At 43.8% G+C, this 21,822-nt stretch carries 16 protein-coding genes; 8 read left to right on the top strand and 8 right to left on the bottom strand.

Going from position 1 to position 21,822, the window contains the following annotated elements:
- Positions 1-8 precede the first annotated feature (8 nt).
- The 6 genes from ICJ55_RS06930 to ICJ55_RS06955 form a co-directional block, all read right to left on the bottom strand.
- Entirely contained in the window at positions 9-983 is a 975-nt protein-coding gene (locus ICJ55_RS06930) for a substrate-binding domain-containing protein (RefSeq protein WP_188156146.1), read from the bottom strand.
- 189 nt (positions 984-1,172) lie between these two features.
- Positions 1,173-2,030 carry an arabinose operon transcriptional regulator AraC gene (araC, locus tag ICJ55_RS06935; protein WP_188156147.1) on the bottom strand — a complete coding sequence of 286 codons (858 nt, stop codon included), beginning with the start codon at positions 2,028-2,030 and terminating at the stop codon, positions 1,173-1,175.
- A 193-nt stretch (positions 2,031-2,223) separates the two neighbouring features.
- Entirely contained in the window at positions 2,224-5,316 is a 3,093-nt protein-coding gene (locus ICJ55_RS06940; protein WP_188156148.1) for a tetrathionate reductase subunit A, read from the bottom strand.
- Complete coding sequence (gene nrfD / locus ICJ55_RS06945) at positions 5,306-6,322, bottom strand: NrfD/PsrC family molybdoenzyme membrane anchor subunit (RefSeq protein ID WP_188156149.1); 1,017 nt, start codon at positions 6,320-6,322, stop codon at positions 5,306-5,308. Before nrfD ends, ICJ55_RS06940 begins: the two co-directional genes overlap by 11 nt.
- Position 6,323: 1 nt before the next feature.
- A complete protein-coding gene (gene ttrB, locus ICJ55_RS06950; RefSeq protein ID WP_188156150.1) occupies positions 6,324-7,043 on the bottom strand; it encodes a tetrathionate reductase subunit TtrB in 720 nt (239 codons plus the stop codon).
- Positions 7,044-7,251: 208 nt separating this feature from the next.
- Positions 7,252-7,653 (bottom strand): MerR family transcriptional regulator, encoded by a 402-nt coding sequence (locus ICJ55_RS06955; protein WP_188156151.1) that lies wholly within the window; start codon positions 7,651-7,653, stop codon positions 7,252-7,254.
- 74 nt (positions 7,654-7,727) lie between these two features.
- On the opposite strand from ICJ55_RS06955, the gene ICJ55_RS06960 reads away from it, so the two are divergent.
- The 7 genes from ICJ55_RS06960 (at position 7,728) to ICJ55_RS06990 (ending at position 18,954) form a co-directional block, all read left to right on the top strand.
- The gene (locus tag ICJ55_RS06960; protein WP_188156152.1) at positions 7,728-8,354 is read left to right on the top strand and encodes a cation diffusion facilitator family transporter; all 627 of its coding nucleotides are present in this window, start codon (positions 7,728-7,730) and stop codon (positions 8,352-8,354) included.
- Between the two features lie 226 nt (positions 8,355-8,580).
- A complete protein-coding gene (locus ICJ55_RS06965; RefSeq protein ID WP_188156153.1) occupies positions 8,581-10,233 on the top strand; it encodes a sensor histidine kinase in 1,653 nt (550 codons plus the stop codon).
- Between the two features lie 78 nt (positions 10,234-10,311).
- The gene (locus ICJ55_RS06970) at positions 10,312-10,908 is read left to right on the top strand and encodes a response regulator (protein ID WP_188156154.1); all 597 of its coding nucleotides are present in this window, start codon (positions 10,312-10,314) and stop codon (positions 10,906-10,908) included.
- Positions 10,909-11,078: 170 nt separating this feature from the next.
- Positions 11,079-12,422, top strand: coding sequence for a chromosome partition protein MukF (gene mukF / locus ICJ55_RS06975; RefSeq protein WP_188156155.1), 1,344 nt, complete (start codon positions 11,079-11,081; stop codon positions 12,420-12,422).
- Positions 12,423-12,482: 60 nt separating this feature from the next.
- A complete protein-coding gene (mukE, locus tag ICJ55_RS06980; protein WP_188156156.1) occupies positions 12,483-13,205 on the top strand; it encodes a chromosome partition protein MukE in 723 nt (240 codons plus the stop codon).
- Positions 13,206-13,244: 39 nt separating this feature from the next.
- Positions 13,245-17,690 (top strand): chromosome partition protein MukB, encoded by a 4,446-nt coding sequence (mukB, locus tag ICJ55_RS06985; protein WP_244141801.1) that lies wholly within the window; start codon positions 13,245-13,247, stop codon positions 17,688-17,690.
- An 82-nt stretch (positions 17,691-17,772) separates the two neighbouring features.
- A complete protein-coding gene (locus tag ICJ55_RS06990) occupies positions 17,773-18,954 on the top strand; it encodes a sugar transporter (protein WP_188156158.1) in 1,182 nt (393 codons plus the stop codon).
- Between the two features lie 68 nt (positions 18,955-19,022).
- On the opposite strand, the gene ICJ55_RS06995 is transcribed toward ICJ55_RS06990, so the two are convergent.
- Both ICJ55_RS06995 and ICJ55_RS07000 read right to left on the bottom strand, forming a co-directional pair.
- On the bottom strand, positions 19,023-20,759 hold the full coding sequence (locus ICJ55_RS06995) for a DUF3413 domain-containing protein (protein WP_188156159.1): 1,737 nt from the start codon (positions 20,757-20,759) through the stop codon (positions 19,023-19,025).
- Positions 20,760-20,764: 5 nt separating this feature from the next.
- Positions 20,765-20,986, bottom strand: coding sequence for a YejL family protein (locus ICJ55_RS07000; protein ID WP_025236117.1), 222 nt, complete (start codon positions 20,984-20,986; stop codon positions 20,765-20,767).
- A gap of 239 nt (positions 20,987-21,225) precedes the next feature.
- Here ICJ55_RS07000 and ICJ55_RS07005 point away from each other — a divergent pair, with 239 nt between their 5' ends.
- Positions 21,226-21,798, top strand: a complete 573-nt coding sequence (locus ICJ55_RS07005) for a TetR/AcrR family transcriptional regulator (protein WP_188156160.1) — start codon at positions 21,226-21,228, stop codon at positions 21,796-21,798.
- Positions 21,799-21,822 lie beyond the last annotated feature (24 nt).

Here is a 21,822-nt window from a genome sequence, read left to right on the forward strand (position 1 = left end):
AATATAGATTAATATAATTTGTCGATATTATCTTTGGTTACTTTAAGTACATTATGGAATTGGAGAAGTTTTTTCTCTGTATCCACTTTGGCTTTACCGACATTAGGAATTTCTAAGCCATCTTCGATTTTTTCACCTTTCAACACTTTTGCAGCAACTGCAGCAAGAGCATAGCCTGCATTAGCTGGATCGTAGGTAATTCCCATTGTAATATCCCCACTTTTGATTAAATTTGCAGCCTGAGATGGAATCATCATACCGAAGACATTTAATTTATTTTTCAAGCGTTTTTCTTTAACGGCTAAACCTGCCCCGATAGGACCTTGTGAACCGAAAGATACTACTGCTTTTAAATCAGAGTGAGCTTTTACTAAGTCAATCGTTGTACGGCGAGCATCATTGATATTTTCAGCAACAGGCATTCTGCTGGTTACTTCGAACATATCTGGATAATGTTCTTTTTGGTATTTTACAAATAGATCTGCCCATAAATTATGTTGAGGTACAGTTAAACCACCGACATAAATGACATATCCGCCTTTACCACCCATTGCTTTAGCCACCTCTTCAACATAATCGGCAGCAAAATGAGCATTATCAATAATTTCAATATCCCAATCTGCACTTGGTTGACCAACAGACTCGTTTGTTAAAACGACAATGCCATTTTGTTTAGCTTTTTTTAGTACAGGTTCTAAAGCGTTTGCATCATTTGGAACAATGGAAATCGCACTTACTTTTTTGGCAATTAAGTCCTCAATTAATTTCACTTGCTGTGGTGCATCAGTATTTGATGGACCAACTTGGTAGGCATTAATGTTATTGTCTTTACCGGCTTGAATAACCCCTTCTGCCATACGGTTAAACCAAGGCATACCATCAATTTTAGAAATATTGACCATATCATTTGCAAATGCTGAGCCATAGCAGCTTAATGCGAAGATACCGGAAAATAATGCGTGTTTGAATGTGAGTTTTTTCATTGTTCTTCCCTCATAAATTAAGAAGTCATTACATTTCAACACCTGCTTTAAAAGCAGGTTATCTTTGCTTTAATAGACACATCACTATTAAAGTTATCTTTATCTTATGCTTTTAAAAGAGGTAGGAACAGGTAAATTCTTGTTATCAATATGGAAAATACTGCTATCAAAGGCGAAGTGGGATCTAGATCACACTTCGTTGTCTTTGTATCGCTCAATAGCTCTAAACTCTGAGGGAGATAAGCCAGTGTGCTTTTTAAAAATTTTAGAAAAATAGAGGGGATCTTCATAACCTAATGATTTTGCTATATTTAATATAGAAATATTAGAGAAATACAAGAGCTTTTTTGATTCCGCGATACGCTGTAATTCTCGCCATTGAACTAAACTGATACCTAGAGATTTTTTAAATAAGTGAGATAAGCGTGATGGAGATAAGAAAACTTTTGCTGCTATATATTCAATGCTGTCATTTCGAGATAAATTAGAAAGGATTAAATCACAAACGTGGAGAATTCGTTGATCAATAGCTGGAATAATTTCAATTTTTTCAGCAGAGATACATTTCATCAATAAATATTCCAATAGAGTTGTAGCTATATCTTCTTTGAAGAAGTGGCTTGATTTGAGCTCTAATTCAATTTTGGAGAATAATTGGCTGATTTCTTGAAAATAGCGGTTATCATTTATTTGAATACGACCAATATTTTCCTCCTTATTTGACCAATTCAGCCATTTATTCCATTTAGGATTAGGCAAAAAATAGATCCATTTATAATGCCAATACTGTTGTTCAGTGTTACGATAGTAATGTTGAATTGAATCTGGGGAAAATAGTAGAAGCTGACCTCGATTTACATCAAAGATATTTTTTCCATCATAAACTGTCCCGCAACCAAAAGTTGTAAGCTGTAGCATATAGCCATCCATACCTTGTTTATTGATTACTGAGTCAAGATAGTTTCCTTTTTCACACTGAGTTAACCCGGCAACTAGCTCAATATCAAATGGGGAGTCTAATGAAAGTAACGAAAGATTTTTATACATAGTCTGTGATAAATAATATTTGGGCTGCCCTAACCAAAATGAGATTTTTATTCATTTTTCAAAAGTAGTGCTAAGGTCTTTTATTATAAGGCTAAATGCCTATTTTCCCTAACGCTTTAGTGTATTATACTTTTGAAAACAAGCGGTCAGTTTTGCAAAAAATTCTGCAAAACCGACCGCTTGAACGTTTTAATTAGGCAATTTTCTCTACTTTCGCAGGAATGCCTTGGCGTACCGCCGAGCCACATACCCAATCGAGCATTGGGGATTTCACGGTTCTGGTATGATCTGCAATCGCTAAATCATTCAAGTTAATCCCTTTCTGAATCATCGGATGAGCCGGCACTTCCACGCCGTTAATCAAGTAGGCGGTTGCCCCGTGTTGCTTATGCCCATAACCGTGTTCAATCGCAATCGTGCCTCGTGCTAAACCGTCCAGCACCATTATTTGTACGTTCAGGCTGGCAGCAGGGGTGCTTAGCTTAACTAAATCGCCGTGCTTAATCCCACGCTCTTTAGCATCTTCACTGTGCATTGCGACAATACCTTCGGGCTTAATCGAGAGCAGTCGCAACTGCGGAATAACGCTACTCATAATGTTCGATTTAAACGAAATCAGCTTAAAGCCCCATTCCGATTGCGGATAGTGCTGTTCGAGGGTAGAGCCGTCCGCAAAACGAGGCGGCATATAGCTCGGGCAGCCGAGATAACGCTCGCCGTTGCAGTGGTGGCGGGCTTTTGAGACGGTTTCGTTCCAAATCTGCAAGCAGTTTTTCCATTGGAAGCCCATATTATCCTCTTTCCACGCCGACTCGTGTGGGGCGAAACGTCCGCCTTTGCAGTACACATTCGCCACTTTCAGCACCTCTTCGGCTTTCAGCGTCTGTTGCAAGGTCGGCATCAGGCGTTGCACGCCGGTTAAGAGCAGATCTTGCTCGCTGGCATCGGGTGCCGGTTTTTCGCCGACAAACGCCACGTTCGCCGCCGCCCGCAGGAAATAATCTTCGCTACGGTTGAGCGGATAGGTATTACCGTCAAGGTCGGCAATCGCATTTTCGCCAAAGCCCGGCAAGCCCATTTTCTTCGCCACGGCAATCACAAAACTTTCCATACAGACCACATCGCCCTCGGCGGTTTTGGCATTTTTAGACGGCACAATCGGGTGGCGTGCGGTGCTGGCTCGGGTCGGCACACCGCCCCACGGCGTAGAAAAGCCCCAGCTCTCGAAGTTGTGCGTATCCGGCACGATGTAGTCCGCCAGTGCCGTGGTTTCGTTCATAAAGGCATCAATCGCCACAAAGAGCGGTAGGATTTTCGGATCTTTTAACTGCTCCACCGCCAAGGCATTCATCGCTCCCAAGCCGTAAAGCGGGTTGGTCATATGGCTGATCCACGCCTTCGCCGAATACGGATAACCCTGCACCATTGAGGTAAACATCTCGGTAGTTTGCCCGCCAGTGAACGGATACCATGCCCCTTTCGCCGGATACGGATTTTCGCCCTTGGCGACTTTTTGCTTGTATTCGCTTGAATTTTCGTAGGCTTTTTTACTGCGGGCAAGGTTTGTGCCTTTCGGCTTCACTTGATTCGGGAAGTTCGCCAAATCGTAGCGAGGTCCATCGCCAAAATCTTTGAATTTGCCCGCCCCGACCGACATTCCGCCTTTTTTGTTCATATTGCCGACCATCGCATTCAGCAACAAAATCGCCCAGCTGGTGTAGAAACCGGTGCTATGCATTGTGCCACCGTGGGTAATCGCATTGGCTTTATGACCGTGTGAGGTGAATTTTTTCGCCAAGTTTTCAATCACTTGCACCGGCACACCGCAGATCTCGCTGTATTCCGCTAAGGTTTTTTGTCGGGCAGACTCTTTCAGCAACTGCATTGAGGATTTCACCCGTACTTCCGTGCCGTCCAACAATTTTGCAATTTCATCAACAAAAATAACCGCTTGTTGGCAGGCTTTCGCCATTACCAGCTCGCCTGTTGCCTGATCTTTCACCACAATCGCATTCTCTTCCACTTTATCTTCGGGGTCGAGTTGCACATCTTGCAGATCGGTAATGCGTAACGCCTGCCCGAATTTCGGGTGTTTCTCGTCCGCCACAATCAAATGCGAAGCGTTGCAGTAGCTGGCGTGGTTGGCTTGGGTCATCGCCGACAGGCTTGGGCGAGAGAGATAGTCTGCGTTGAAACGCTCGTTTTCGATAATCCAACGCAACATCCCCATCACCAAGGCTAAATCGCCCTCGGGCTTAATCGGCACCCAATTATTATTTTGGGTAGCAAGGGTGGAGGTCATCTCCAAACGTGGGGCGACCACCACATAGCTGAAATTGTCGTCCGGACGGCGTTTGGCAAGCTGACGGGCTTGGCGTTTGAACGGATTGCCCGACTGTGCCGGCGACGTGCCGATAAACAGGATAAATTCGGCGTGATCCCAGTCCGGTTTGGCGTGCTGATTGTTGTCAAAATCTTTCATAAACGCCCCCGAACCGTTACGGTAGGAAGCCCCACAATACGCTCCGTGTTGGGAGAAGTTGATCGTGCCGAAACTGCGTTGGGCAAAGCGTTGCAACAACGGCTGACGACCTTCCGGACCGGCAAAGGTGACTAGCAGTTGGTTGGCTTTCACGCCTAAATCGGGCTGTTTCGGGTTGATCGGCTCTTGCAGGTTGCGAATGGCTTTCAGGCCTTCCACTTCGCCCTCGCCGAACAGATTACCGCTATTCACCACCTCTTCCACCAACTGCTCAAAGCTAATCGTCTGCCACTTGCCCTCGCCCCGTTTGCCGACACGTTTTAACGGATGAGTAATGCGGTATGGACTATTGATGCTGTCCAAAAACGCCGCCCCACGCGCGCAAGCGGTTGAGCGGTTTTCAATCCCACTTTCGCCCGCCAGCAACACTTCCGCCTTGGCAATCGGCATACCGAACGGCAGGGTTTTATCGCTGGATAACGGGTGGTACGGGTTGCCCGAAATGCGGATAACTTGATTGGTTTTCAAATCGACCCTCGCCCGCACGCCACACTGCGTCCAACAGCCCATACACTGCGTATTGCACACAATTTGGTCAGGATTGCTCAATAGCTTGCCGTCAATCACTTGATATTCCGGCACAAGCGAATTGCCGTGAATCGGATCACGGGTTTTCTCACCCGATGTGCCGTGCATCACCCCTTTGGCAATCTCCGACACTTTCGGCGCATACCCCGCACCAAACGCCGCCGCCCCACCAAGGGCTAGGCCGCCTTTTAATAGATTTCTGCGTTTATTGTTCATTTTTCTTTTCCCCACAAATCATCACATTCAGTTGCCATACAACCACGCTGACTAAAACCGCCAAGCCAAAAATCCCCACAATCCCTAATCCGCCATCGACTGCGAGCCAATCAAAATGGTACGGATTTTGCAGAGCGTTGGTTTTGGCGATAGTTTGGGTTTGGATCACCAATACCCAACGTAACCACCAGCCGAAGCCGATGAGAGCGACTACTCCGAGCCATTGCAAGCGGTGGTTTTTGCTTGAAAAACTGCAAACAAGGGCAATGAGCCAGCAGATGCCGGTGAGATAAGCGGTGATTGAGCCGTTGAAGAGTAGGGCGAAATCACGTTGGGCAGTTTCACTGCTGAATGCCAATCCTGCGACTGAAAGTGCGGTTAAAATGAGCAGAATTTGTAGCGATACACTACGTTCATCGCTACGTGCAAGAAAACGGGTTAGCCCTAATGCCACCGCCCACGCCGAGAACAACATAATCGGCAGTAGCCACGTACTGTGCCACAAAGCTCTTGTGCCGGTTTGATAGGTTTCAAGCACGGTGTAGCCGATAATGCCGACGGCGGTGAGTGCCGAAAACAGGCGGAATGCCCAGAGCAAGCTTTGACTGCGTAGAATTGGCAGATTGAGCAACGCTAGCCATTTTGGCAGGTTCGGGCGGGCGTTGTGTGCCAAGGTCAGCACGAAATAGCCGGCAACTGCCACGCTGAACAACGGCAGAATAATCGCCCCCCACGCCATCGGTGACCACCACGCAAAATCGGTGTAAAAATGCAAAATTCGGCTTGGCTGGTGCAGGTCGGCGGTGAGAGCCACCGGAGCGACAATCGAGCCGATAAAGGCAATCAACACTGCTGACTGTTCACAAGCGGTCGGTTTCCCTGCTTTTTTTGCAAACAGCACCGCCGTGAATACCGCCGTTGCCGCCACGCCGACAAAGAAGAAATAATTGACAATCCACGGCAACCAAACAATATGTTGCGGTTCGACTAATACTTCACGAATCATTTTACGCCTCCCCCGTCCAAAGCATCGGCTGACCATCGACTTTGCTCACAAACGCCTCGTCCAGCCCTAAATAAAAGACGTGCGGAACAGTGCCGGATTCCGGTTTCAGCACTTTCAACTCGTCTTTATGTTGTTGATAAATTTGAGAAATTTGGCTTTTCGGATCGTTCAAATCGCCAATCACCCTTGCTCCACCCACGCAACTTTCCACACACGCAGGGAGCAAACCTGCCTCCAAACGGTGCGAACAGAAGGTGCATTTGTCGGCGGTTTTGGTCTCTTCATTGATGAAACGGGCATCGTACGGGCACGCCTGCACGCAGTAGCCACAGCCGATACACTGCTCGTTGTTGATCACCACAATCCCGTCTTTACGTTGGAAAGTTGCCTGCACCGGACAGACCGGCACGCACGGCGGTTGGTCGCAGTGGTTACACAGGCGTGGCAACACCACATTATTCGCCACCTGCTGACCGTTGGTGATTTCATACTGACGCACAGTGGTGCGGAAGCTGTGCAACGGCGTGGCGTTCTCCACCGAACAGCTCACCGTACAAGCCTGACAGCCGATACATTTGCGTAAATCGATCAACATTCCGTAGCGTTTCGCCCCATCGCCATCACGACGATCAGGCATAAACGCCTTCGCCTGAGCCAATGGCATCGCCACTGCCCCCACCGTTAAGGCGGACTTCAAAAATAATCGTTTCGTAATATCCATACGTCCCCACAATGATAAAAAATCAAACAGGGGTATTGTAAAAACGGGCGGATTAGGTGGGTATTGTGGTTTTCCACATATCGGGAGGAAGTTTGATTTGGGTCAAGGGGGAGGTAGCAAGCGGTCAAAGTGCTGTGGGGATTTGCAAAGTTTTGGGGGATTTTGACCGCTTGTAAGCCTGAGTAAAGTGGCATCTAAAACTTATTATTTACCCTAATTCCTTAATATTTTGAATAATTTGACAATGTGCCACATCATTGTTTTGGCAACCCACCATATTTTCCAACAAAGTCTTGATGAGTTGTAATTGAGCAATTTGCTCGTTAATTGCATTCAAATGTTTTTTCGCCAACTCATCGACACTTTCACACGAATTTGTTGGATTTTTTTGTATATCTAGCAACATTTTGCACTCGTCAAGTGATAAATTCATCGCACGACACGCTTTGATAAAGCTGAGTTCGGCTAAATGTGTTTCGTCAAATACCCGATAACCGTTGGCTTGACGCTTGGCCTGACTGATTAAACCCAACTTCTCGTAATAGCGGATAGTTTCTAAATGCACACCGCTTTTTTGGCTCAATTCATTGATTTTAAATTTTTCTAACATTAGATGCTTGACCCTGTAATGACTACGGAGTTTATAGTGTACTCCAATTTTTAATCAATGACTTGGAGAAAATTATGCCGTGTTGTAACAATTCGTGCGCCAGCAACCAAAATCGCCATTTATCGCCACAATACAAAAAAGTGCTATGGATTGCCTTAATCGTCAATTTCACGATGTTTATTGTGGAAATCGTAATGGGCATTTCGGCAGGTTCGGTGTCTTTATTGTCGGATAGCTTAGATTTTTTAGGCGATAGTGCTAACTATGTGATTAGTTTGATTGTTCTGCCAATGGCATTATCGTGGCGTGCCAAAGCGTCAATGTTAAAAGGGCTAACAATGGGAAGTTTTGGCTTGTTCATTCTTTTCACCACGATTTATCAATGGTTTAACGGTAAATTACCTGATTATGCCCAAATGAGTGCGGTGGGAGTATTGGCATTATTTGCGAATGTATGGGTAGCTTGGCTGTTGTATCGTTTTCGTGACGGCGACAGCAATATGCAAAGCGTGTGGCTTTGTTCCCGTAATGATGCAATTGGCAATTTAGCTGTGGTAGGTGCCGGCGTAGCAGTTTATTTTACCAACTCTAAATATCCTGATTTATTAGTCGCATTTGTGCTGGCGTTTTTAGCCATTTCGGCGGCGGTTACAATTATTCGTCAGGCTTGGAGAGAATTAAAGACTATATCAAATTGGTAAAATTTCCCTAAAAATACACCACTTGCATACCTAACACGCTAACACGTACTAGGTTACGCATAGCAGAGTAGCTCTGCTGCTCTTTATTTACAGATACAAAATTTCAGAAATTTTGTGTATATCCTTATAACATGCACAAATTTCTCGCTTTTTTGTGCATATTTCTGCTGAATTTTCACTCTCAACCCATTACTATAACCATATTGATTAACCAACTCACTCGGAAATGAAACGCCTACTTTTCTTCCTTCTCTTCTTTTCCCATACCATCTGGGCCGAAACCTACCAAATCGGCATTCTCGCCCAGCGTGGGGAAGCCTATACTCGTACCCATTGGCAGCCTTGGGTGGATTGGTTGAACGGGCAGTTTCCGAATGAGCGGTTTGAGCTTGTGCCGTTGGGATTGGGCGAGGCGAACAGTCGGGCGGAGTTGGATTTTTTGTTGACTAACCAAGCCCAATTTTTCTATTTAAGTCGGCAGAATGTCCGTTGGTTGGCGACGCTTGCCAGTCCGTTTGCCGAAAACGGCGAGCAGGGGGCGATTGGCAGTAGCATTTGGGTGCGTGCCGACAGCCCTTATCAGCGCCTTGCCGACCTGAAAGGCAAAACCCTGAGTGCGGTGGATAACGATGCGTTCGGCGGTTTTCTGCTTGGTTATTACGAATTTCATCGCCAGGGAATGCGTCAAAATCGGGATTTTGACGTGCAATTTTCCGGCTTTCCGGTGGATAACACCTTGTTTTTATTGGCGGAAAAGCAGGTTGAGGCGGCGATTGCTCCTGTCTGTTTAATGGAAGAATTGGCGAAAGAGGGCAAGATCAAGCGGTCGGATTTCCGCTTAATTTTGCAAAATCCGCAGGCACAGGGTTGTGAGGCAAGCACCGAGTTACTGCCGAACTGGTCGCTAGGGGCAATGCCGAATGTGCCGAACGCCCTAGCAGCCCAAATTTCGACCGCACTTTTGGCGAGCCAATCACCCGATTTGCCCCGTTGGACACCGCCGTTTGCCTCGTTTCAAGCCGACCTGATTTTGCGTGAGCTCTATCGCCACCCACAACAAAAAAGCCTGTGGGCAACGGTGCAGGATTGGATTTTGCTTAATAAATTCGGGCTGTTAGTGGTCGCTGGTTTTATCCTGCTTAACTTGGCAGGGCTACGTTATCAGGTCTATCGCAAAAGCAAGGCGTTGCAGGCGGCGTATCGAGAAATGCAACAGTATCAGCAGGAACTTGCCCGAGCCGACCGCCTCAGTCTGCTCGGCGAGATGACCACCGGCTTTGCCCACGAGCTGAAACAACCGCTTTCGGCGATCCGAATGTATGCCGAAGGTCTGAAAAATCAGAGTGAAGACGGCTACGCCCGCCAAATTTTGGCGAAAATTATTGGGCAGGTGGATCGCTGTGTGAATACGATGCAGACGATCCGCAACTGGGTACAAAACCGCCCGCAAACCGCCCCGCAAGCGGTAGTTTTGAATGAATTAATTGCCAAAGTGTTCGAGTTTGTGGCGGTGGAAAATCGGCAAAATGCCCACATTCATCTCCACGCCGACCGCCTCTACCGACTTGAAATTCACGCCACCTTGCTCGAACAGGTGCTGACCAACTGTCTGCTCAACGCCCTGCAAACCGGGGCGAGCGAGATTACCGTCCGTCTGCGACCGCAAGAAAACGGCTTGGCGATTGAAATTGAAGACAACGGCGGCGGTTTTTCCGAATCCCAACTCGCCTTCCCCTTTGCCCCATTCCGCACCGACAAACCGCACGGACTGGGCTTAGGCTTGGTGCTATGCCAACGACTGATGCAGTCGATAGGTGGCGAGATTACATTGAGTAATGGGGAAGAGGGGGCGAAGGTAACCTTAGTTCTTCCATTGTAGGGGCGAATTACATTCGCCCCTGATCCAAATCATCAACAGGGCGGATGTAATCCGCCCCTACAAAAAAGAGGAAACACAATGATTATTCACCTTGTCGATGATGACGAAACCATTTTAGATGCCTTGGTATTTCTACTTGCCCCGCTCAATCTACCGATCAACACTTGGCAAAACAGCGTGGAATTTATCGAACAGGCGGATTTGCACCAGCTTGGCGTGGTGTTGCTTGATATTCGTATGCCGTTGTTAGACGGGCAGCAAGTGCATCAAAAACTGCGAGAGGCAAATTCTACGCTGGCAGTTGTGATTATGACCGCCCACGGCGATGTGCCGATGGCAGTGCGTGAGCTGAAAAACGGTGCGGTGGATTTTCTGCAAAAACCGGTCGGCTTTGAGCAGTTAAAACAGGTGCTTGGAGTCGCCGAAAAAGCGAGCGAACAAGCGGTGAAAATTCGGGAAATTGCGCAAAATTATGCGAAATTGACGGAAAAAGAGAAACATCTTGTTCCATTAATTATGCAAGGTTGTATTAATAAGCAAATTGCAGATAAATTAGCGATCTCGGTGAGAACAGTCGAAGTACATCGTGCAAATGTGATGGAAAAAATGCAAGCGGAGAGCTTGGCAGGCTTAGTGCAGAAAATTAGCGATTTGCAAAAAATTGAGAAAATATAACCGCTTGTATATTTGAAGATAAATATGAAATGGCTGATAAAGTGCTATAAATGGTTAGTGTAGTTTGTAAAAATTAAGGTTTGCATTTTATCCTTCCATTCCCATTTGTCTTCCATTCAGTTACAATGTGAACTATTTTTTACTTTATATTAAATCAAAGATTAAGCCGTATGCAGAACGAATTGGCACAGACTATTCCAGAACTCATTTCGTGGACGAAGGATCGTGAATTTTCTCTTTCACTCTCTTCCGACCGCCTAGCTTTCTTACTTGCGATTTCTATTTACAATCAAGAACAGACCGATGGTGAACTATTAGAAAGTGATCTAATTGATCTTTTCCGCTATGTATCTAATGCGTTTGAGCAGTCGGATTCCACCTTTACCCAACGTGCCAATAATGCGATTAACGATTTGGTAAGACAACGTTTGTTAAACCGTTTTACCAGCGAATTTACCGAAGGATTAGCGATTTATCGGGTAACACCGCTTGGCGTGGGGATTTCTGATTATTATGTTCGTCAGCGTGAATTTTCCAATTTACGCCTTTCCATTCAACTTTCGATTGTGGCGGATGAAATTCAGCGTGCTTCAGTTGCTGCAGAAGAGGGGACGGCAGAAGCCAAAGATGAACGTTTTTGGCGGAATAATGTGTTTGCACCGCTAAAATATTCGGTGGCGGAAATTTTTGACAGCATCGATCTTTCCCAACGTATTATGGACGAGAATCAGCACCAAATTCGTGAGCGAATTGCCGAATTGTTACGCCAAAACTGGCACGAGGCGATCATGAGCTGCGAACAGTTGCTAGACGAAACTTCGGGCAATTTGCGTGAATTGCAAGATACGTTAAATGCGGCAGGCGATAAATTACAAGCCCAATTATTGCGTATTCAAAGCTGTTTAATTGCTCGTGATGATTTGGATTTTATCGACCAGCTTATCGTGAATCTACAAAATAAACTTGACCGTATTATCAGTTGGGGGCAACAGGCAATCGATCTTTGGATTGGCTACGACCGCCACGTGCATAAATTTATCCGTACCGCCATTGATATGGACAAAAACCGTGTGTTTGGTCAGCGTTTACGCCAATCTATTCAAGATTACTATAATTCGCCTTGGTTGCTTTACACCGCAAAAGCAGAGCCTTTATTAGATCTGCGTGATGATGAAGCCATGTTGAATGAGGCTGAATCTGTCGGCGAGTTGCCAAGTGAATTGGAATATGAATCGCTTTCTGATGTGCAAGAACAAATTATTGCCACAATGCAAGCTCATCTTGCACCTTATCGTGCGGAAGGTAAACCGATTGATTTAGGGGCAATTTTGCGTGATCAGTTAGCGATGTTCCCGGAATCCCGCCATTTTGATGTGGCAAGAATTATTGTGGATCAAGCCGTGAAATTGGGTATGGCAAGTCAAGACAACCAAGCCGTTTATCCGCAATGGCAAGCCATTAATGAGCGTGGTGCCGAAGTACAGGCAAATGTGATCGATCAATATAACAAATAGCCCAATACAACCAGTAACAAGCGGTCGTTTTTAGAGAAAATTTAGCAAAGAGAATACAAAATGACAGACAATATCCAAGACGTTATTTCCCCGAAATTGGTGGTGGCAATTGCCAACCCAATTTTCCCACAGCTTGACAGCCAACTGCGTGCCGGTCGTCACATCAACACCGAATCCCTTGATGAACACGCCTTTTTGATGGATTTCCAAACGGAGCTGGAAGAATTTTACCGCCGTTACCACGTGGAATTAATCCGTGCACCGGAAGGCTTTTTCTATTTACGTCCGAAGGCTTCAACGCTCATTAACCGTGCGGCAATGTCTGAAATGGAAATGTTAGTCGGTAAAGTCTTATGCTATCTCTATTTAAGTCCGGAACGCTTGGCTCAACAAGGCATTTTCAGCTACGACGATGTGTATGAAGAGTTACTGAATTTAGCTGATGAAAGCAAATTATTAAAAGCGGTAAACCCACGTTCAACAGGTTCAGATTTAGACCGTGCCAAATTAGCGGAAAAAGTCGGTGGTGCTTTACGCCGCCTATCTCGCATCGGCATTATTACCCGCATTGGCGAGCAAAACAGCAAAAAATTTGTGATTGCAGAAGCCGTGTTCCGCTTTGGTGCAGATGTGCGTACCGGCGATGATCCTCGTGAGGCTCAATTACGCTTAATCCGTGATGGTGAGGCGACAACGCCTTCACTTTTAGCCGAACAAGCGGTTGAATTAAATGAAAATTTTGCAAATGATTTAGATGATACAGAAGTGGTTGATGAGGAATAATAGAGAATGGAAAACATTGAATTATTAGACGAAAACCCAATGGAGCAAGCAGCTACTCTTGCACCTGTTATGCCTCGCCACGAAGGGGTAAAACGAGGAAAATTCCAATCTTTAACCTTAATCAACTGGAACGGTTTTTTTGCCCGTACTTTTGATTTAGACGAATTAGTCACAACGCTTTCGGGCGGTAACGGTGCGGGTAAATCGACCACAATGGCGGGTTTTGTCACGGCATTGATTCCGGATTTAACCTTGCTTAACTTCCGTAATACCACCGAAGCCGGCTCAACCTCAGGTTCTCGTGATAAAGGCTTATACGGTAAATTAAAAGCCGGTGTTTGTTATGCGGTTTTGGAATCGCTGAACTCTCGTGGTCAGCGAATTATTACCGGCGTGCGTTTACAGCAAATTGTGGGGCGTGATAAAAAAGTCGATATCCGCTCGTTCTCGGTGCAAAACATTCCTGTAGATCAAACTATTATCAGCCTTTTAACCGAACAACTGGGCGAAAAAGCCCGTGTGCTGCCGTTAAATGAATTAAAAGATAAATTTGAAGGCACAGAGGTTCAATTTAAGCAATATCATTCCATTACCGATTACCACAGCTTTATGTTCGACTTAGGCGTGATTCCAAAACGCTTACGTTCAGCGGCTGACCGCAGCAAATTCTACAAATTAATCGAAGCATCACTTTACGGTGGTATTTCCAGCGTGATTACCAAATCGCTGCGTGATTACTTATTGCCGGAAAATACAGGCGTTCGCCAAGCGTTCCAAGATATGGAATCGGCATTGCGTGAAAACCGAATGACGCTAGAGGCGATCAAAGTGACCCAATCTGATCGTGATATGTTCAAACGCTTGATTACTGAATCGACCAACTATGTGTCGGCAGATTATATGCGTAATGCGAACGAACGCCGTGGCAATGTGTTGCAAGCGTTAGAGCAACGTAAAGAGTGGTATGCGGCAAAATCGAAAATTCTGCTTGAGCAACAACGCTTTGTGGAATTTAGTCGTGAAACTGCCGATATTGCCGAAACCGAAAATGCCTTAGAGGTGGAATATAATAGTGCGAACGATCATCTTAATTTAGTGATGAACGCACTACGCCATCAAGAAAAAATCGAACGCTATCAAGATGAAGTGGAAGAGCTGAATATCAAGCTTGAAGAACAGCAAGAAGCGTTGGAAGAAATTGCTGAGGTCGCAGAAAATGCTCAAGCGAGAGCAGATCAGGCAGACGACCACGTTGAAGAACTACGCTCGCAAATGGCGGATTATCAACAAGCGTTAGATGCTCAACAAACCCGTGCGTTGCAATATCAACAAGCGATTAATGCGTTAGAAAAAGCAAAACAATTAACCGGCTTGGCGAATTTAGACTTGAATAACATTGAAGATTATCACGCCGAATTTGAAGCTCAAGCAGAGGATCTGACCGATAAAGTATTCGATCTTGAACAGCGTTTAGCCGTATCGGATATGGCGAAAACACAGTTTGAAAAAGCCTTTGAGCTAGTTTGCAAAATTTCAGGGGAAATTGACCGCTCGCAAGCGTGGGAAGAGGCTCGTTCGTTGCTTTCTGCTTTCCCTGAACAAAAAATGCAAGCTCAACAAGCGGTAGCGTTACGCCAAAAACTCAACGAATTAGAGCATCGCTTGCATCAACAGCAAAATGCTGAACGTTTGTTGGCGGAATTTAACCAAAAAGCCCAACTTTCTCTAAATTCAGGTGAAGAGCTTGAACAATATTTTGACGAGCAACAAGCACGTTTAGAAGATTTAGAGGCAGAATTATCCGATTTCGTTGAGCAACGCTCAACCCAACGCCAACAACGTGAGCAACTGAATCAACAATACCTGCAATTAGCAAAAAATGCTCCAGCGTGGCATACCGCACAATCGGCATTGGCTCGTTTGGAAGAACAATGCGGCGAGAAATTTGAAGCCAGCCAAGCGGTAATGCAGTTTATGCAAAATATGCTGAGCAAAGAGCGAGAGGCAACTTTAGAACGTGATGAATTAGCCCGTAAAGAACAGCGTTTAGATGCTCAAATCACCCGTTTAAGCCAACCGGACGGTTCGGAAGATGCTCGCTTAAACCAATTAGCCGAGCGTTTTGGCGGGGTGTTGCTTTCTGAATTATATGATGATGTATCGATTGAAGATGCACCTTACTTCTCCGCCTTATATGGCGAGGCTCGCCACGCTATTGTAGTGCGTGATTTAGAGGCGGTAAAAGCCCAATTAGATAAATTAGATGATTGCCCAAGCGATCTCTATTTAATTGAAGGCGATCCATCTGCCTTTGATGATGCGGTATTCAGTGCCGAAGAGTTAAGCGAAGGGGTAGTGGTTAAAGTTTCAGAGCGTCAATGGCGTTACTCGAAATTCCCTGAAGTACCGTTATTCGGTCGTGCCGCTCGTGAAAAACATTTAGAAACCTTAAAAGCTGAGCGTGATGCAATTTCAGAAAAACACGCTGAGCGTGCCTTTGATGTGCAAAAATGTCAGCGTTTGCATCAACATTTAAGCCAATTTGTCGGCACGCACTTAAATTTAGCGTTCCAAGAAAATCCGGAAACGGTAATGCAAGAGATTGCAGCAGAACGTGCGGAAATTGAACGTGAATTGGCACAATCTAATGGGAACGAACAGCAACTTCGTCATCAGCTAGACAGCGTAAAAGCTCAGTTGCAAATTTTAAATAAAATTCTACCGCTTACATCATTGTTAGCGGACGAAACCTTAACTGAACGTGCAGAAGCTTGTCGTGAACAGTTAGAAACGGCAGAAGAAGATGAGATCTTTATTCGCCAATTCGGTTCAGCTTTAACCCAATTAGAGCCGATTGCCGCTGCACTTAAGAGCGATCCTGCTCTATTTGAGCAACTTGAGGCAGATTACAGCCGTTCGATTGCTGAGCAAAAAGTGTTACAACAAAAAGTGTTTAGCTTAGCGGATGTGATGAATCGCCGTTTACACTTCAGCTATGAAGAAACGGTTGGCACAGAAGGCTCGGCATTAACCGAGCAACTTCGCCAGCGTTTGGAAAATGCTCAGCGTGAACGTGAACAAGCTCGTGATCAGCTACGTCAAGCTCAAGCTCAGTTATCACAATACAACCAAGTTCTCACCGGTTTACGCAGCTCGTATGATGCGAAAAACCAAATGCTACAAGAGTTAATTCGTGAAATTGATGACTTAGGTGTGCGTGGCGACAGCGGAGCAGAGGAGCGTGCAAGATCTCGTCGTGATGAATTGCAACAACGCCTAAGCCAACAACGTTCTCGCAAAGGTTATTTGGATAAACAAATCGCCGTGATTGAAGCGGAAATGGATAACCTCAACCGCACGTTACGCAAAGCCGAGCGTGATTATAAAGCACAACGTGAGTTAGTGGTACAGGCGAAAGCAAGCTGGTGTATTGTTCAACGTTTATCTCGCAACAGCGATGTGGAAAAACGTCTTAATCGCCGTGAATTAGCTTATCAATCAGCGGAAGAGTTACGTTCTATTTCGGATAAAGCATTAGGTGCATTGCGTACAGCGGTGGCGGATAATGAATACTTGCGTGATAGCTTGCGAGCTTCGGAAGATAGCCGTAAGCCGGAAAACAAAGTGGCGTTCTTTATTGCGGTTTACCAACATCTGCGTGAGCGTATTCGTCAGGATATTATCAAAACAGACGATCCGATTGATGCGATTGAGCAGATGGAAATTGAGCTTTCTCGCTTAACGAATGAGCTAACCGGTCGTGAGAAAAAATTAGCGATCAGTGCGGAATCAGTGGCAAATATTTTACGCAAAACAATTCAACGTGAGCAAAACCGTATTCTTCAACTGAACCAAGGGCTACAAAATATCGCCTTCGGTCAGGTGAAAGGGGTACGTTTGGTGGTGAATATTCGTGATACGCACGCCATTTTACTCAATGCGTTATCGAATAATCGTGAAGAGCATAAAGATCTGTTTGACAGCCAAAAACTCAGCTTCTCAGAAGCGTTGGCAATGCTTTATAAACGTGTGAATCCGCATATCGAAATGGGGCAGCGTACGCCACAAACCATTGGCGAAGAGTTGTTGGATTACCGTAACTACCTCGATTTAGAAGTGGAAACCTTCCGTGGGGCAGACGGCTGGATGCGTGCGGAAAGTAGTGCGTTATCTACCGGTGAGGCAATCGGTACAGGTATGTCGATTCTCTTAATGGTGGTACAAAGTTGGGAAGAAGAAGCTCGCCGTATGCGTGCGAAAGATATTCTACCGGCTCGCTTGCTCTTCTTAGATGAAGCTGCTCGTTTAGATGCAACCTCAATCAATACACTCTTTGAATTGTGCGAACGTTTGGATATGCAGTTATTAATTGCCGCACCTGAAAACATCAGCCCTGAACGTGGTACAACTTATAAATTGGTGCGTAAAATTGCGAATAACCAAGAGTATGTTCACGTGGTTGGATTGAAAGGTTTCGCTAAGTAAAATTTAGAAAGCGATTCTTATTTTTCATACACCCAAAAGCTCTTTCGGCTTTTGGGTTTTCCTTTTTCTCGGATTTATAATTATGAAACTTGCCCGAAAAGCTCAACGGAGATTGTCTTTCCTAAGAGTATTTAGCCTTGCCTTTGCGGCGTTTATTGTTATTACAACAGAGTTTATTCCTATTGCCTTACTGTCAGATATTGCTGCGAGTTTTCAAATGGAAACGTCTAGCACAGGTATTATGATTACGGTATATGCCTGGGTTGTGTTTGGATTATCGTTGCCATTGATGTTGCTGACAGCAAAAATGGAAAGAAAAAAATTACTTATCCTGCTTTTTACTCTCTTTACTCTTAGCCATATTTTGTCGGTTATTGCGTGGAATTTCTGGGTGTTATTAATTTCTCGTATCATTATTGCAGTGTCTCACGCCATTTTTTGGTCGATTACCGCTTCATTGGTTGTTCGTGTTGCCCCGAAAGACAAAAAAAGACAAGCACTCGGTATGCTGGCTCTAGGGAGTTCATTGGCGATGATTTTAGGTTTACCTCTTGGGCGAATGATCGGGCAAGCATTAGGTTGGCGAGCAACCTTTAGCATCATTGGTGTTATTGCTTTTATTGTGGTAATAATGCTCTGGCGATTGTTGCCTTATTTACCAAGTAAAAATGCAGGCTCAATGAAAAGTTTGCCGATTTTATTTAAACGTCCACTTCTGGTTGGCATTTTCTTGCTAGTTATACTGATTGTTTCCGGGCATTTTACGGCTTATAGCTATATTGAGCCATTTATAGTTCAAATCAGTACTATTAGCCCGAAAACGACCACATTGATTTTATTAGTGTTTGGCGTAGCCGGTATTACCGCCAGTTTCTTATTCGGTAAATTATATGGGAAAGCTCCGAATAAATTTATTTTAACCGGTATTGGCATTATTATGTTCAGCCAATTGTGTTTATTACTACTAAGCGGTTCTACGATTGCAATGTTCGCATTGGTATTTGTATGGGGAATTGGCATTACAGGAATGAGTATTGCTTTACAGATGAAAGTGCTTGAACTTGCTCCTGATGCTACGGATGTTGCTGCTGCGATATTTTCCGGCACTTATAATTTAGGCATTGGGGCAGGAGCGTTGCTGGGTGGAATTACTATCAATCAGCTAGGATTGCCTAACATAGGATTTGTCGGCGGTGGCTTAGCTTTTATTGCTATTTTATGGTTTATTTTTATTACTTTAAAATATAGAAAAGTAAGTTTATAGAATGACAAGCGGTCATATTTTCTCGAACTTTTGCAAGTTTTTCGGAAAATATGACCGCTTGCGTATAGTTATTTTGCAATAAATTGATTGCTTTGTTGGATCATCTGCAAGAATAATGCAAGAGGTGGTCGGGTATCTTTCTCTATTTCCCCATTGGCATTGAAATGTTTAAAATTTCCTTTGCGATCAATATGATACTGCTCACCATTTGGCATTACTGCCACATTCCATTTATGGTTAGAGCTAGATACCCATAAGCGTTGGCTTTGTGTGCTTAAATCTATGCCTTGTGCATAATCACTCAGCGGATTTTGTACTTTAAAGAAGCCACTTAATAACGTTGGCATAATGTCTAAATGGCTTGAGAGGAAATGATACTCTTTGCTTTCGCCTTGCCAGTAAAAGAGCATTGGCACTTGGATATGTTTCTTGGCAAAGTGATTTTCATCGTTTGTATCATCATTGGTAATATCAGAAGTAATCATAACCAACGTATTACCTAATAACGCATTTTGCGTTAAGTGTTGCCAAATTTCAGCAAATTGCAGATCTAATAGTTTTTGTTGATCTTGACGAGAGGTTACTGATAGCACGCTTAAATCTAAATAGCTAAAAAACGGATTATCCAGCGATCGGCTGCTAATCCAACTTTTCCATTGTGAAATTGCCCCAACATTGCTATGTGCAGTAGGTAATAAAATACCAGAGAAAATAGCTTGATGGTAGATTGGATCAGCAAATCCGTTATGAGAGAAAAGCCCTAGCTGATAATTCGATTGTCTGAAAACTTGAATTAATGGGGAAACGGTTTTATCTGCCAATACGGCATCTAAATATTTCCCACTTAAGCTATAAAATAATCCTAATGCACCAGCTGAATTGCTATCCCCACTGCTATAGTGGTTCATAAAGCGATAAGAGTGCTGACTGACTTCGGAGAGATAAGGCATATTTTCAGCATTAATCATCTCTTTAGCCAAACCTGAGAGATTAATTAATAAAATATTTGTATTTGATTGCTGAGTTGGGACTAAAGAAGCCTTAGGATAATTTAAGAAAAAGGTATCTAAACGCCCGCTTTCTTCAATTTCTTGATCTAATTCCGCTCTATCAATAAATCCGTGTTTTTCTAAAAAGTTACGAGCGGTCATCGGGTGAGACAACGGATAATTTGCTTTTTGGGCGGTAATCGGGCGATAAGCATTCATATCTGCCCAGGCATAGATTAAATGGGTAGCGGTAAAGCTCACTAAGAAAAATAAGGCAACAAATTTCCCCCATTTTTGACGGCTAAAGCTACGCAGTTTCTGCCAACACCAACGGGAATAAAGCATTTCAGCCAATAAAATTAGCGGCATTGGCACAAATAACAGTTGCCATTTACGAGTAAGTTCGCCCTCTTCAGGATTGACTAATAAATCCCATACCAGCGGCGATAAATGCAAAGAAAATTGCTTAAAGACTTCGGTATCAACCAATAAAACAGTTTGCCCGATGGTGGCAAGAATAACCGAAAGCCCACGATAGGTACGATCATTTTTAATGATAAAACTGAGAGGAAACAAAATTAGTAGAAAAGCCGCAAAAACGACAAAACTGAAATGCCCAAATAAGCTGACAAAAAAGTAAAGTTTGCCGACAAGGGTATTTGGCCAATCTGCATTGAACGCATAACGAGAAGAGATGAATAACGCCAACACAATATTCAATAGTGCAAACCAGTGTCCCCACGTTATTTTCTGTGAGGTAGCGTCCCGATATTGGCGGGAGTTTGCCGGCAATAAAGCGTGTAGGCGTTTAAACATAATTGTTATTTAGCTTTTAATGATTGTTTTAGTGCGTCTGCAAAAGCTTCTGCGAGAGCTTCACGCTGCGAGGGGTTTTGAATATTTTCGCTTAAAATATTCGTTACCATATTACCTAATGCCATTAAAGATAAATCAACGGGAGCTTTGTGCTTTTCAATAGTTACAATAAGATCAGCTAATAACGCATCAAATTGCTTTGTATGATATTTAGATTTTGTTGCCATAAAATAGATAAAAGATATATTAAAGATATATTTCAATAGTAGCATAAAAATAGGCAGAAAGTAGCATTCAGACTTATTGTTTGGCTGATTTTTGCAAAGTTTTGATGAAATCTGACTGCTTGTTCAAAAAAATTTAATTTTTTCAATGAATTTATTCATCATTTTTATGATTTTTCTGCTTTCTTTTTTCCTAAAAATGGCTAAAATGAACGACCGTTCATTATAGGCTAGGAGATCAAATGTCTAGGCGGATCGAGCCAAAAGAAGAGATGGTAAATCGTATCTTATCAGCCACTGAAAAGCTAATCGTAGATGAGGGTTTACAAAACCTTTCAATGCGTAATATCGCCAAAGAAGCAGGTATTGCTTCTGGTACATTGTATCTTTACTTTAAAACAAAAGATGATTTATTGCACGGGTTAGCTACTCAATTACTGGAATGTTATCATAATTACTTATCTTTTGAATTTAACCACGAAATTGAATTATTTTGCCAATATCAAGCATTGATGAAAAAGAAATGGCAATTTTTAACAGAGCGATTGGAGTTGGTAAAACAATTTCAGGCAGTTGTGGGAATTGACGAACTAATTCGGGAAACTATTGCAGATGAAAATTCATTTTGGAATAAGTTAATTTTTGAAGGTAAGAAGCAAAAAATAGTTGTAGATTTACCAAATGAATTACTCTATGCGTTAAGTATTGGTACATTGGTAGATATTAAGTATCTACAAAAGCTCAATCAAGACAGTAATTTTGAAGCATATCTTGATGAGATTATTTTACGCACTTGGAAAGCAATTACTTTTTAGGTTTATTTTTTATTTATTTACGGA

This window comes from Mannheimia bovis (assembly GCF_014541205.1).
GTDB lineage: Bacteria > Pseudomonadota > Gammaproteobacteria > Enterobacterales > Pasteurellaceae > Mannheimia > Mannheimia bovis.